General features: G+C 50.7%; 12 protein-coding genes. 9 read left to right on the forward strand and 3 right to left on the reverse strand.

The genetic code is table 11. The features are described from left to right. The first annotated feature begins 123 nt into the window (after positions 1–123). Positions 124–2,487 carry a DNA polymerase II gene (locus tag CAG64_RS17515; protein ID WP_161448335.1) on the forward strand — a complete coding sequence of 788 codons (2,364 nt, stop codon included), beginning with the start codon at positions 124–126 and terminating at the stop codon, positions 2,485–2,487. 2 nt (positions 2,488–2,489) lie between these two features. Here CAG64_RS17515 and CAG64_RS17520 read toward each other — a convergent pair whose 3' ends face one another. After that, positions 2,490–3,257: a nucleotidyltransferase domain-containing protein gene (locus CAG64_RS17520; RefSeq protein WP_161448336.1), complete on the reverse strand. Its 768-nt coding sequence runs from the start codon at positions 3,255–3,257 to the stop codon at positions 2,490–2,492. A 132-nt stretch (positions 3,258–3,389) separates the two neighbouring features. Between CAG64_RS17520 and yeiP the strand changes: the two genes are divergently transcribed. Together yeiP and CAG64_RS17530 are read left to right on the forward strand one after the other, a co-directional pair. Then, entirely contained in the window at positions 3,390–3,956 is a 567-nt protein-coding gene (gene yeiP / locus CAG64_RS17525) for an elongation factor P-like protein YeiP (RefSeq protein ID WP_021705483.1), read from the forward strand. A gap of 4 nt (positions 3,957–3,960) precedes the next feature. Further along, entirely contained in the window at positions 3,961–4,281 is a 321-nt protein-coding gene (locus CAG64_RS17530; RefSeq protein ID WP_021705482.1) for an HI1450 family dsDNA-mimic protein, read from the forward strand. A 91-nt stretch (positions 4,282–4,372) separates the two neighbouring features. Here the strand turns inward: CAG64_RS17530 and CAG64_RS17535 are convergent, their stop codons facing one another. After that, a complete protein-coding gene (locus CAG64_RS17535) occupies positions 4,373–5,425 on the reverse strand; it encodes an endonuclease/exonuclease/phosphatase family protein (protein ID WP_161448339.1) in 1,053 nt (350 codons plus the stop codon). An 89-nt stretch (positions 5,426–5,514) separates the two neighbouring features. Further along, complete coding sequence (locus CAG64_RS17540) at positions 5,515–6,093, reverse strand: TetR/AcrR family transcriptional regulator (protein WP_161448341.1); 579 nt, start codon at positions 6,091–6,093, stop codon at positions 5,515–5,517. Positions 6,094–6,228: 135 nt separating this feature from the next. Here CAG64_RS17540 and CAG64_RS17545 point away from each other — a divergent pair, with 135 nt between their 5' ends. From CAG64_RS17545 to hutH, 6 genes are all read left to right on the forward strand, one after another. Then, on the forward strand, positions 6,229–7,269 hold the full coding sequence (locus tag CAG64_RS17545; protein WP_161448343.1) for an alkene reductase: 1,041 nt from the start codon (positions 6,229–6,231) through the stop codon (positions 7,267–7,269). Positions 7,270–7,414: 145 nt separating this feature from the next. Then, positions 7,415–8,125 (forward strand): histidine utilization repressor, encoded by a 711-nt coding sequence (hutC, locus tag CAG64_RS17550; protein WP_161448345.1) that lies wholly within the window; start codon positions 7,415–7,417, stop codon positions 8,123–8,125. Between the two features lie 108 nt (positions 8,126–8,233). Continuing rightward, positions 8,234–9,439: an imidazolonepropionase gene (hutI, locus tag CAG64_RS17555; RefSeq protein WP_161448347.1), complete on the forward strand. Its 1,206-nt coding sequence runs from the start codon at positions 8,234–8,236 to the stop codon at positions 9,437–9,439. Beyond that, positions 9,432–10,442 (forward strand): formimidoylglutamase, encoded by a 1,011-nt coding sequence (hutG, locus tag CAG64_RS17560; protein WP_161448349.1) that lies wholly within the window; start codon positions 9,432–9,434, stop codon positions 10,440–10,442. The genes hutI and hutG overlap by 8 nt, the downstream gene beginning before the upstream one ends. Positions 10,443–10,470: 28 nt before the next feature. Further along, positions 10,471–12,168: a urocanate hydratase gene (gene hutU, locus CAG64_RS17565; RefSeq protein ID WP_161448351.1), complete on the forward strand. Its 1,698-nt coding sequence runs from the start codon at positions 10,471–10,473 to the stop codon at positions 12,166–12,168. A gap of 10 nt (positions 12,169–12,178) precedes the next feature. Next, positions 12,179–13,711, forward strand: coding sequence for a histidine ammonia-lyase (hutH, locus tag CAG64_RS17570; RefSeq protein WP_021705474.1), 1,533 nt, complete (start codon positions 12,179–12,181; stop codon positions 13,709–13,711). Positions 13,712–13,734: the final 23 nt, after the last annotated feature.

Below are 13,734 nucleotides of genomic sequence, written 5' to 3' on the forward strand. Positions count from 1 at the left end.
GGGGAATTTGAGCAAGGCGGAACAAACGCTAACCGAGATTGAATCTGTGTATGTCAGCATTTTTTGATAAAATCCTTTCTATCCGGCTATTACGACGTTTTTTTGTTCAACAAGGACCCATTTTTGACTATTCAACAAGGTTTTCTTCTGACCCGGCAAGCCCGGGACATTGCAGGCCAGACCCAAATTGACTTGTGGGTTGCCACCGAGCAAGGTCCGGTGAATTTGATTGTCCGCGGTGAACAACCGGTCTTCTTTATTGAACAGAATGACATTGAGCAAGCAACTCTTTTGGCGAATCAACACAGTCTCACTGTCGTTATCAAACCGCTGGGCTTGAAAAGCTTCGAACACCATCCTCTCGCCGCCTGTTACTGCAACACTATTCGCGACAGTTTTACCCTCTCCGATATCTTGAGCAAGTCAGATATATTCATGCTGGAAGCCGACATTAAATTGGCAGACCGTTACCTGATGGAACGTTTTATAAAAGGCAGTATCGAATTTGCTGGCAGCGCACAACCGCATAATGGTTATCACCAAGTCCGTCAGGCAAAGTGTCGTCAGGGTAATTACATCCCTCATTTGAAAGTCGTTTCACTCGACCTGGAGTGCTCAGAAAAAGGCATTCTGTATTCCATCGGTTTGGATAGCGAGATGGACAGTCGAGTCATCATGATTGGCGATCCCGAAGCTGCCGACACTTCGATCCAGTGGGTCAAAGACGAATATGCGCTGCTGGAAGCGATGATCGAATGGTTCAGTCGCTACGATCCCGATGTGATCGTCGGCTGGAACGTGATTGATTTTGACTTCCGTCTGCTGCATAAACGTGCCGATTGGCATAACCTGAAACTGCGTATTGGCCGGGCCGGCCAATACAGTTCGTTCCGCTCATCGACTCAAACGCAGCAAGGCTTTGTGACCATTCCCGGTCGCGTGGTTATGGACGGCATTGATACACTCAAAACGGCCACTTACCATTTCCGCTCCTGGTCATTGGAATCCGTGTCCCAAAAGTTGCTTGGCGAAGGCAAGCAGATTCACAATGTGCACGACCGCATGGCCGAAATTAACCATATGTTCCGCTATGACAAGCCATCATTGGCGAAGTACAACCTGCAAGATTGCGTGCTGGTCAATAAAATCTTTCGTCACACTCACCTGCTCGATTTTGCGATCGAACGCTCTCGATTGACGGGCGTCGAACTGGACCGGGTGGGCGGTTCGGTCGCGTCTTTTACAAATCTCTACCTGCCACAAATTCACCGCGCAGGCTACGTTGCACCAAACCTGCACCCGGAAAACTGGATCGCCAGTCCGGGCGGCTATGTGATGGACTCGATTCCCAATTTGTATGATTCGGTGCTGGTACTGGATTTCAAAAGCCTGTATCCATCGATTATCCGCTCGTTTTTGATTGACCCAATGGGGCTGATTGAAGGTCTAAGGCTTGAAATCGGTAACCAGCCGGATCAAGCGGTCCCTGGCTTTCGTGGCGGTCAATTTCACCGTGAAAAGCACTTTCTGCCAAAGATGATCGAAGACCTCTGGGCGGCTCGGGATGTGGCTAAAAAAAATCAGGAGCAGGCATTTTCACAAGCTATTAAGATCATCATGAACTCGTTTTACGGTGTTCTGGGCTCATCCGGTTGTCGCTTCTTTGATACGCGCCTGGCATCAAGCATTACCATGCGTGGGCACGAAATCATGAAGCAAACCAAAAAGCTGATCGAGGCCAAAGGCTATCAGGTGATTTACGGCGATACCGACTCAACGTTTGTCTCACTCAACGGTGCCTACACTCAACAGCAAGCCGATGAAACAGGTCAGACACTGGTGCGTTACATTAATGAGTGGTGGACCAAACATCTGCAGACAGAATACGACCTGACGTCAATATTGGAGCTGGAATACGAAACTCATTATCGCAAGTTTTTGATGCCAACGATTCGTGGCGCTGAGACGGGGTCCAAAAAGCGTTACGCCGGGCTCATTGGAGAAGGCGAACAAGAAAGAATCGTATTTAAAGGGTTGGAAAGTGCGCGAACCGACTGGACCCCGCTCGCCCAGCGCTTCCAACAACAACTTTATCGGATGGTGTTTCACGAACAGGATCCACAAGACTTTGTGCGGCAGTTTGTCGAAGACACGCTCGCTGGCCGGTTTGACGATGAACTGGTGTATCAAAAGCGCTTACGACGTAAATTACACGAATACCAAAAGAACGTGCCACCGCAGGTACGGGCCGCTCGTATGGCTGATGACATCAACGCGCAACTGGGACGACCATTGCAATACCAGAGCAAAGGGGTCATTGAATACGTCATCACGGTCAACGGGCCTGAGCCGAAGGAATACCTGAAAAGCCCAATAGACTATCAACACTACATTGATAAACAGTTGAAGCCCGTGGGTGATGCCATACTGCCGTTTATCGGCTTAGACTTCACCAACCTGAGTTTGCCCCAGCTTGGTCTGTTTTAGCCTTAACCGATCTTGAACTCGGTTTTCTTATATTGCTTCACCAACCATTCACCAAAGCCGTCCAGAATGCCGATCACCGAACGTTTTGGTATCGGGCGGCCGGACAACAAGATGCCAAGACGATCGATTTCCACCTGCCGCTCCGGATAATAACGCAGGAAGTGGCGGCCACATTCAACCGGATCATCAAACCAATTCTTATCCCGGTGCATCACCAGAGAGTAGCTGGCCCGTAAAAGCTTTTTAGCAATAATGACCTGCGCTTTAACCTGCTGTTCTGACGTTTGCGCTTTCGCTATCCGGTGGCGATACACCGCCAGCCAGTCCTCGACATCCATATTCCACTGTTTGGCAATCTCCCAGCTAGGCTCATAATCACCAAAGCATTCTGAAAGATCGTCCCCATACACACACACCGCGCGATGACGCAGCAGAAAACCCCAAGAGAGAATCCCTTCGATGCTGGCGATGTCTTGTGCCAGCCCCACTTTGAAATCCACCGCGGTAATAAATGGGAACGCTTTTTGAAAACGCCAGCGAATGGTGTTGAACAGTGTGGTGCGCTGATCACTGAAGCTACGGTGGGTCACAACGACCACATCCAGATTAGAGCGCCCCGGCTGCGCCGTTTTGTTTGCAACGCTGCCATACAGATAGACACTGTGAAGATTTGCCCCTAACCCACCTTTGAGGCATTTAAGCAAATCATCAATCGCAGGCTGATATTCAGACTGGAATGCTTGTTTGGGATCGATTACTGGTAGAACCATCTGACAAATATGATCATTTTGACTATTGTTAAACCCGATCATGTTCGCTCAGAGCGGAGATTGAATCAAGATATTCCTTCCCGGCTCACTCTTGGTATAATGCGCCGAAATCAAACACAAAGGAAATCTTCCATGCCAAAGGCAAGTGAACTTAAGAAAGGTTTTGCGATTGAGTCAAATGGCAAAACTCTGCTGATTAAAGACATCGAAGTAACAACCCCAGGCGGCCGTGGCGGAGCGAAAATCTACAAGCTGCGCTGCACCGACCTGACGACCGGGGCTCGTGTGGATGAGCGCTTTAAGTCAGACGACGTGCTGGACACCGTTGAAATGAACAAGCGGGCGGTCTCTTTCTCTTACGTCGATGGCGACGAGTACATCTTCATGGATAACGATGATTACTCTCAGTTCACTTTTAAACAGGCCGATATCGCCGACGAACTGCTGTTCATCACTGAAGATATTCAGGGTCTGAGCGTGGTTCTGGTCAACGGTGCCGCTGTTGCACTGGAACTACCGGCGTCCGTTGAACTGGTGATCGAAGAAACGGACCCATCAATCAAAGGGGCGTCAGCTTCTGCCCGTACAAAACCAGCCCGCTTTGCGACTGGCCTGACTGTTCAGGTGCCTGAGTATATTGCAACGGGTGACCGCGTCGTTGTGAATACGACCGAACGTAAATACATGAACCGAGCTTAATATTATGTCTGATCTTATCTCTTACGATGACGTTATTGATGCCGCATACGACATCTTCCTCGAAATGGCGCCGGATAATTTAGAACCTGCCGACGTGATTCTGTTTACCGCTCAATTTGAAGACCGTGGAGCCGCAGAACTGGTAGAAACCGGGGATGACTGGGTTCAGCATGTTGGATTTGAGGTAGACAAAGAAGACTTCGCTGAAGTTCGTATCGGTTTGGTCAACGAAGAGAATGACGTGCTGGACGATGTATTCGCACGAATGCTCGTCAGTCGCGATCCTGACAAAAAGTTCTGTCATATTTTGTGGAAGCGCGATTAAACGCCTTCAACCAGAACGCCGCTGTGAACAGCGGCGTTTTTTTATTCGCTTTTTATCGACACGAGTTCACGCGGAAGCAAAGAAACAACCATCACAAATTCAACTCATGATTAGTATTGAGCTGAATTCGAACCACTGGTTGAGCATGGTCTGATTGCTTTTTATTGCCCACCCCATCTGAATGAAGATGCTCATCGTACACGACAAAATCGACGACTTTCCCCACTGCCCGGTTGTTTTGTTCATTCAAAGCATTGGATACAAAAATGTAATCCAGCGTGTTGCCTTCACCGCGATAATAATGCGTCGGTGTGCGCTTTAGCCCATCCTGATTGGGTGCCAGATTAAAGGCATCATACAACTTGTATTGGTAAGCGCTGACTTTAGCTTCCATAGGTAAGTTCTGGTACTTAACGCCATCCACTTCAAAGAGCCAAGCCCGGTTTGATAACGCTTCTACCGGGATCGAATCTGGGTCATCGTTCATATCACCTAACACCAGTATCGGTTTATCCGGCTGTGCTTCGATCTGTGTGGATACGGCCATGTACAAATCGTACGCTTCCGCTCCGCGTTGTAACAACGCTGCGACGTGGCCTGCCGAACGTGCTTGCATGGTGGCAAGCACTTTTTTCTTCCAAGGATCAGCGTCGTCATAATCCGGTTGAAGTTCAATGGCTCGTTTGGACTTTAGATGAGACACATACACCAGTATGTTGCCAAATCCTGGTAGCTCCACCTCGGCGCGCACTGGCGTACGACTGTATTTAAAGTCAGCCTCAACAGGCAACTGCTCTTCAGATTGTTGGCTGAACCGGACGGCCTGAACGGAAGAAAGCGGAAAACGGGCGGCAACAGCGACCACCGGAGAGGTAAAAATCAAGGTATCATGCGAATCGTGCTCTGGTTGTTCCACCACGTCAAAATACGCATACCCTGCCGCATTGACTAACGCCTTCAACTCGTCAATGCTAAAAACTTCTTGGAAGCCGATCACATCGCAATCCATTTCCTTGAGTCGGCTGATTATCCAGGCTTTTTTGGCCTGCCACTCATCCGCTGTATAAAAGTTTTCTTTTTCGTACCAACTGAACGGCGGCGCCGCAAACTGATATAGGTTAAACGTTCCACATCGTATGAACATCCCTGCCTCCTTATGTTTAAATTTGCATATAAACATTAGCAGTCAAGACGCATATCGGGTGACGTTTTGATTAAGTTTACATAACGGTGTTAGTGTCGGATTGCTCGCAACAATTCCTCGCTCAATTGGCGCAATACGCCCGCTGCTGGTTTTGTGTGCGAAAACGTTCTCAGACCGTATATTCCCATTACCAGAAACTGAGCCAGTTGCTCAGGGCTTCGAGATGACTGGAGTTCTTGATTCAACAGCGCTTTTTGTATCAAAGCTGTAAAAGACTCCTGCCACTCTGTCAACATTTTACTGATGATGCTTTCAACTTCTTCATCTTGCTGAGCCAATTCGTTCAACGCCTTTTGCAGCAGGCAATCTTTGATATTTTCCTGCTCACACTCTGCCACGACCTGGTCAAGGTAAGCTTCAATGCCCGCCATCACCGTGGGATGCGCCGCAAACAGTGTCTGTTGCTCAGCGTTGCGCTCTTCTCGGTAATGCTGCAGTGCAGCAATTAGCAAGCCACGCTTATTGGTAAACGCACAATAAATCGACCCCGGGTGTAATCCCGTCGCCTGCTTGAGATCCTGCATACTGGTTTTGCTGTATCCCTTAACAAGAAAGGCTTCCATCGCTGAACGTAACACCGCATCACGGTCAAATTCGGCACTGCGCATCGTAATTCTCTTAAACAACTAAACTTGTGTGGATTTTACTTGAATTTGAACAATCATTCAAAAATTTCTTGAATGAGCGTTCAAGATGAATTATTTTGAATGGACGTTCAAGAATTATTGACAGGGTTTACTCACATGAATGACTTGTTTCAACCTTTTAAACTTAACGACACAATCACACTCGATAACCGTATTTTGATGGCGCCGCTAACGCGCTGCATGGCTGACGACAACTTGGTGCCAACACAGGCAATGGTGGACTACTACGCTCGCCGAGCAGATACCGGACTGATCATTTCAGAAGCCACCATCATTCGTCCGGACGGGCAAGGTTATCCGAACACGCCGGGATTATTTACCGCACAGCAGATTGCTGGCTGGCGCAAAGTCACTGACAAAGTGCATGAGCATGGCGGCAAAATTTTTGCTCAGTTATGGCACACCGGTCGTGTCGCTCACCCGCATTTCTTTGATGGTGACTTTGTTCTTGCTCCCTCCGCACTGAGAGTAGAAGGCACCGTACCACGCATGCGTGAACTGACTTACACCACACCGAAAGCCGCCAGCAAAGAAGAAATTGAAGAGCTGGTTGAAGATTTCGCCCAGGCCGCCATCAATGCGTTGGAAGCGGGTTTTGACGGTGTCGAGATCCATGGAGCAAACGGCTATCTTTTGGATCAGTTCCTGCACTACAGCAGTAACATCCGTGATGATGAATTCGGTGGCAACGCAGAGAACATGGCGCGCTTCCCACTCGCCGTCGTAGACGCAGTGGTCGCCGCGGTTGGCGAAGATCGTACTGCTTTACGCTTATCTCCGGGCGCCTACTTCAATATTGACGCCGATAATCGCGACCGCAGTGTCTTTGATTATCTGCTCGCAGAGCTGGATAAACGTCAACTGGCGTACCTGCACGTCGGCATTTTTGATGACAGTATGGAGTTTGACTCTCTGGGTGGCACCGCATCTCAATACATGCGCGCCAACTACAGCAAAACTCTGGTTGGTGTGGGTGGCTTTACGCCAGAAAGCGGCCGTCAAGCGGTGGCAGAAGGCAAGTTCGATCTGCTCGCCATCGGTCGTCCACTGATTGCAAACCCAGACTACATCAGCAAAGTAAAATCCGGCAGCGAGCTAACCGAATATTCCGACACTATGCTGGCCGAATTGATTTAAGCGTTTTCCATTGCCTTTTCGCGGAAGGGTCGCCTTCCGCTTTTTTTCTATCTATCACGCAGTTTTGCCGTAAATCGGTGCACTTTACTTGCTTTTGTCTACTAATTAATTAAATATTTGTATATTCAATTAAAATGGTATTCAAATGTCCGCTCCGCTTTATATCCAAATCAAACAATACATCTCCGACAAAATCGACTCCGGTCAGTGGCCCGTAGGTCATCGGATCACGACGGAGCTGGAACTGACCGAACAGTTTGACGTCAGCCGGATGACGGTCAATAAAGCGATTCGGGATTTGGTCGCAGAAGGTAAATTGCAAAGGACGCCACGCCTGGGCACTTTTGTTTGTGCGCCTGAAGAAAAGGCCGAATCTCCCCTTCTGGATATCCGAAACATTGCTGAAGAAGTACAGCAACGGGGCAAACAGTACCGAAGCCAAGTGGTAAAACACCAGTTAATTTACGCCGATGAAAACGTCGCCACTAAACTTGGTGTGATGTTAGGAACTCAAGTTTTCTACAGTGAAATCATTCACTTTGCAGATAGTTTACCGCTACAACTGGAAATTCGCTGGGTCAATCCGGATTACGCACCGGACTACCTGAACCAAGATTTTACCCACATTACACCCAACCAGTACTTGTCGGAAAACTGCCCACTGAGTGCTATTGAACACACTGTTGAGGCCATCGTCGCTGAGACGGCCATTCGTCATACTTTGAAGATGTCTGACAGTGAACCTTGTTTATTGCTTAACCGCCGAACCTGGAGCGGCGACAAACTGATCAGCTCAGCCCTGCTGTATCACCCAGGCTCCAAATACAAATTAAGCTCTAAGATCCTTCTCGATTAAAATATTTTCAACCAAGATCTGATCACATTTCCGCAACATCTTTCTTGCTCATCTTTCCAAATTGCACTTTAATTTGTATATACATTTAAACCTCATTGAGACGGCAATATGGACTTGGTGTTAAAAAACGCTCGTCTGGTTACCTTGCAACCTGGCAACAGCGGTTATCAGACTCAGGACAATCAATGCATCGCTATCGACCACGGAAAGATCGTGGCGATCGGAACACAGACGTCGCAGCAACAGGCTAAGCAAGTGATTGACTGCGAGGGTCGTTTGGTCACTCCCGGACTGATTGACTGCCACACCCATTTGATTTTCGCCGGTAACCGTGCCAATGAATTTGAAATGCGTTTAAACGGCGTACCATACACCGAAATCAGCCAACAGGGCGGTGGCATACTGGCAACGGTCAGCGCGACTCGCCAGGCCAGCGAACAAGAACTGGTTGAGCTGGCCCTCCCCCGTTTGGATGGACTGATCCGCTCTGGCGTTACGTCGGTTGAAATCAAATCCGGCTACGGACTGACTGTTGCTGACGAACTAAAAATGTTGCGCGCAGCGAAAGCGCTGGAATCCCAGCGCCGCATCAAAGTCACTACTACTCTGCTTGCTGCGCATGCTGTGCCACCGGAATATCGTGACCGCGCCGATGAATATATTGACCTCATCTGTGAACACATGATCCCAGTGGTTGCCCAAGAGAAACTCGCCACCAGTGTTGACGTATTCTGTGAATCGATTGGTTTTAATCTTGAACAAACCGAAAAAATCTTTCGCTGTGCCACTGAACACGGACTGTCCGTCAAAGGCCATACCGAACAGTTGTCGAATCTCGGTGGAACCGCATTGACGGCAAAATACCAAGGGCTGTCGGCAGATCATATCGAATACCTGGATGACTCTGGTGTAGACGCTTTGGCAGCCTCTGGCACAGTAGCGACCTTATTACCAGGCGCGTTTTATTTCTTACGTGAGACCCAGCAGCCTCCGATTGCCAAACTGAGAGACAAACAAATCCCAATGGCGATTGCCACCGACTTTAACCCGGGCACCTCACCGTTTGCCGATTTGGGCTTGATGATGAACATGGCGTGTACTTTATTTGGACTAACACCCGAAGAAGCGTTACGTGGTGTTACTTGTCACGCGGCGAACGCTTTGGGGTACGGCTCTGAGCGAGGCCAGATTCAAGCCGGGTATGATGCGGATTTGTGTATTTGGAATGTCCAGCATCCGGCGGACTTGAGCTATCAGGTTGGCCTGCCGCGTCTTCATCAACGCATCGTAAATGGAGAAGTGAGCCATGACTGACTTACTGCCACTCACCAATCAGGATTTTCACTGGCAAGGCCGCCACGACGCTGAGGACGGTGAACTGGGTAAGCGAATTCATCACGTCGTCGAAAAAGTACAGGCTAGTGAATTATCAGATCACCCGGACAGCATCGCATTGGTCGGATTCTGCTGTGATGCCGGTGTCGCGCGCAATAAAGGACGAACCGGAGCACGTAAGGCGCCGGATTTGATTCGCCGGGCTTTGGCCAATATGGCCTGGCACACCCCGGCACGCTGGTATGACCTTGGCAATATATTGTGTGATGATGACCAACTGGAAAAAGCGCAATCCGATTGTGCCAATATTATTGCGACAGCGCTGCCCCATGTTCCGGTCATCACACTGGGTGGAGGACATGAAACCGCCTGGGCATCTTTTCAGGGGCTGGCTCGTTACCTGATAAAACAAGGCCAACAGCGGCCAAAGATTGGCATCATTAATCTGGACGCTCACTTCGACCTGCGAGCTTTTGAGAGCCGCAAAACGGACATCAAACCGAGCTCAGGGACCCCGTTTAACCAGATTGCTCTCTTCTGTCAGCAACAGGACTGGGAGTTTCATTACGCTTGCCTCGGTGTCAGCAAAGCCAGCAACACCGCCGCACTGTTCCAGCGCGCGGAAGAGCTGAATGTCTGGTATGTCGAAGACACCCAATTGTGCCCGTTAAATCACGTGTACCACCTGACTCAACTGCAACACTTTATCGACAGCTGCGACTATCTCTATCTCAGCATCGATCTGGATGTTTTCCCTGCCGCGACCGCACCCGGCGTGAGTGCGCCAGCCGCGCGCGGTGTCCATTTCAGTGACCTGTCTCCCTATATGGAGCGAATTCTGGAAGCAAAAGACAAACTCGTACTGGCGGATATCGCCGAATATAACCCTACGTATGACGTCGACAGCCAGACAGCCCGCCTTGCGGCACGTTTGTGCTGGGACATCGCCAATGCGATGACCGACCAGTCAACACCACAATAACATTACGTGAAACTGAAGGAGTCTCAACATGACGGAACGCCACAACGAAGATAAGCGTCTCGATACTTCACGCACTATTCGTGCCCCACACGGTACGACGCTACGCGCAAAATCCTGGCTTACGGAAGCCCCACTGCGCATGCTGATGAACAACCTTGATCCAGATGTGGCGGAGCACCCTCATTCACTGGTGGTTTACGGTGGTATCGGACGCGCCGCGCGCAATTGGGAATGTTACGACAAAATCGTCGAAGTGCTTGAGCGCCTGGCAGACGATCAGACCTTAGTGGTTCAGTCAGGAAAGCCTGTGGGTGTCTTCCCGACTCACAAGAACGCCCCGCGCGTACTGATTGCGAACTCGAACATGGTACCACACTGGGCAAACTGGGAACATTTTAACGAGTTGGATAAGCAAGGCCTGATGATGTATGGCCAGATGACCGCCGGCAGTTGGATCTACATCGGCTCGCAAGGCATCGTTCAGGGCACTTACGAGACGTTTGTCGCGGTTGCGAAAAAACACTTTGGTGGTCAGGCGAAAGGTCGTTGGATTCTTACCGGTGGTTTGGGCGGTATGGGGGGCGCACAGCCACTGGCCGCAACCATGGCTGGTTTTTCGATGATCGCTGTTGAATGTGATGAGTCACGTATCGACTACCGCTTGCGCACCGGTTATGTGGACAAAAAAGCCACCAGCCTAGATGAAGCGTTGGCAATCGTTCATGAATCAGATACGCCTGTTTCGGTCGGCCTGCTGGCCAATGCAGCAGATGTGTTCCCTGAGCTGGTGGAGCGCAACATTACGCCAGATGTCGTCACTGACCAGACTTCTGCCCACGACCCGCTCAACGGTTATCTGCCGATTGGCTGGTCCATGGATTACGCGGCTGAAATGCGCAAAACCGACGAAGCCAAAGTGGTGAAAGCCGCCAAAGAATCGATGGCCATTCAGGTCCGTGCCATGCTGGAGCTACAAGATCGCGGTGCGGCCACACTGGATTATGGGAACAACATCCGCCAGATGGCGCTTGAAGAAGGCGTGGAAAACGCGTTTGACTTCCCTGGGTTTGTGCCAGCATACATTCGACCTCTATTCTGTGAAGGGATCGGTCCGTTCCGTTGGGCAGCACTGTCTGGTGATCCGGAAGACATTTACAAAACCGATCAGAAAGTCAAAGAGCTGATCCCGGACAATCCACACCTGCATAACTGGTTGGACATGGCACGCGAACGCATTCACTTCCAGGGTCTGCCTGCTCGTATCTGCTGGGTCGGGCTGAAGGATCGTGAACGTCTCGGCCAGGCCTTCAATGAAATGGTGAAAAACGGCGAGCTGAAAGCGCCGGTTGTGATTGGCCGTGACCACCTTGACTCCGGTTCTGTTGCCAGCCCAAACCGTGAAACTGAAGGCATGATGGACGGTTCAGACGCCGTATCAGACTGGCCACTGTTGAACGCCCTGCTGAACACGGCTGGTGGCGCAACCTGGGTATCCCTGCACCACGGTGGCGGTGTGGGCATGGGCTTCTCGCAACACTCCGGTATGGTGATTTGTTGTGATGGCAGCGATGACGCCTCTGCACGCATCGCCCGCGTGCTGCACAATGATCCGGCCACTGGTGTTATGCGTCATGCGGATGCCGGTTATGACATCGCGAAACAATGTGCTGCAGATCAAGGCCTTGACCTGCCTATGCTCAACGAAGAACTGCGCAAACTGAAGTAAGGAAATGAACATGCTGAATTTAACGCTAAAGCCAGGTCTGATTAGCTTAAAAGATTTGCGTAAGGTGAGCCGCTCACCTGTCCAACTGGCACTCGACCCGAGTGCCATCCCCGCCATCGAAGAGAGCACTCGTGTGGTGGATCAGGTAATCGCAGAAAATCGCACTGTATACGGTATTAACACCGGTTTTGGTCTGTTGGCCAACACCCGGATTGCCCCAGAGGACCTTGAAACGCTGCAGCGCAGTATCGTCTTATCCCATGCGGCAGGCATCGGTGAGTTAATGAGCGATGAAACCGTACGTATGATGATGGTGCTCAAAATTAACAGTCTGGCACGAGGCTTCTCCGGTATCCGCCTGGAGGTCATCAATGCGCTGATCGCTCTGGTCAACGCTGAGGTCTACCCTTGCGTCCCTCAAAAAGGTTCCGTCGGTGCTTCCGGGGACCTCGCCCCACTGGCACACATGAGTACCGTCTTACTGGGAGAAGGACAGGCACGCCACAAGGGAGAAATCCTCTCTGGCCACGAAGCGCTCAAAGTGGCAGGTCTTAAACCTATCACACTGGCTCCGAAAGAAGGTCTGGCATTACTGAACGGCACGCAGGCTTCCACGGCGTTTGCTCTGGAAGGACTGTTCATCGCCGAAGACTTGTATGCTTCTGGGACGGTATGCGGCGCCATGTCGGTTGAGGCCGCTCTGGGCAGCCGTCGTCCATTCGATCCACGCATCCATCGCGTTCGCGGTCACCGTACCCAAATGGATGCAGCGCTGGCTTACCGCCACATGCTCGACAGCAGCAGCGACATTGGCGACTCCCATGTTGGCTGTGAAAAAGTTCAGGATCCGTACTCTTTGCGTTGCCAGCCACAGGTTATGGGAGCGTGTTTGCAACAGATCCGCAATGCAGCGGAGACTCTGGAAGTCGAAGCCAACTCTGTGTCGGATAATCCACTGGTTTTTGCCGATGATGGTGACATCATTTCTGGCGGAAACTTCCACGCCGAACCCGTGGCGATGGCCGCGGACAACCTGGCACTGGCTATCGCCGAGATCGGCAGCCTGTCCGAGCGACGCATGGCACTGCTGATCGACAGTGCACTGAGCAAACTGCCGCCTTTCCTGGTGGACAACGGCGGTGTCAATTCCGGGTTTATGATTGCCCAGGTGACCTCTGCCGCACTGGCCAGTGAAAACAAAACCCTGGCTCACCCGGCTTCCGTCGATAGCCTGCCAACGTCTGCCAACCAGGAAGACCATGTGTCAATGGCAACATTCGCCGCTCGCCGGCTGCGCGAGATGGGTGAAAACACCCGTGGCATTCTGGCTGTCGAGTATCTGGCGTCAGCTCAGGGACTGGATTTCCGTGCACCCAACAAATCATCAGCACGTGTCGAGGAAGCCAAACAGATCCTGCGCGAAAAAGTACCGTTCTACGATAAAGACCGTTATTTCGCGCCCGATATTGAACAAGCCAACGCGTTGTTGAAACTGTCAGTACACAATCACCTGATGCCAGAACAGCTGTTACCAAGCCTGTAATATCAAGCACTCAGGCCTTTTGA

The sequence above is a fragment of the Vibrio sp. V38_P2S17PM301 genome, from assembly GCF_009904845.1.
Lineage (GTDB): Bacteria > Pseudomonadota > Gammaproteobacteria > Enterobacterales > Vibrionaceae > Vibrio > Vibrio proteolyticus.

What these genes read in the sequence shown, in the direction of transcription:
- CAG64_RS17545 (WP_161448343.1), top strand. Translation starts at nt 6,229, where the DNA reads ATGAATGACTTGTTTCAACCTTTTAAACTTAACGACACAATCACACTC.
- CAG64_RS17520 (WP_161448336.1), bottom strand. Translation starts at nt 3,257, where the DNA reads ATGGTTCTACCAGTAATCGATCCCAAACAAGCATTCCAGTCTGAATAT.
- hutC (WP_161448345.1), top strand. Translation starts at nt 7,415, where the DNA reads ATGTCCGCTCCGCTTTATATCCAAATCAAACAATACATCTCCGACAAA.
- CAG64_RS17530 (WP_021705482.1), top strand. Translation starts at nt 3,961, where the DNA reads ATGTCTGATCTTATCTCTTACGATGACGTTATTGATGCCGCATACGAC.
- hutU (WP_161448351.1), top strand. Translation starts at nt 10,471, where the DNA reads ATGACGGAACGCCACAACGAAGATAAGCGTCTCGATACTTCACGCACT.
- CAG64_RS17540 (WP_161448341.1), bottom strand. Translation starts at nt 6,093, where the DNA reads ATGCGCAGTGCCGAATTTGACCGTGATGCGGTGTTACGTTCAGCGATG.
- hutG (WP_161448349.1), top strand. Translation starts at nt 9,432, where the DNA reads ATGACTGACTTACTGCCACTCACCAATCAGGATTTTCACTGGCAAGGC.
- yeiP (WP_021705483.1), top strand. Translation starts at nt 3,390, where the DNA reads ATGCCAAAGGCAAGTGAACTTAAGAAAGGTTTTGCGATTGAGTCAAAT.
- hutH (WP_021705474.1), top strand. Translation starts at nt 12,179, where the DNA reads ATGCTGAATTTAACGCTAAAGCCAGGTCTGATTAGCTTAAAAGATTTG.
- CAG64_RS17535 (WP_161448339.1), bottom strand. Translation starts at nt 5,425, where the DNA reads ATGTTCATACGATGTGGAACGTTTAACCTATATCAGTTTGCGGCGCCG.
- hutI (WP_161448347.1), top strand. Translation starts at nt 8,234, where the DNA reads ATGGACTTGGTGTTAAAAAACGCTCGTCTGGTTACCTTGCAACCTGGC.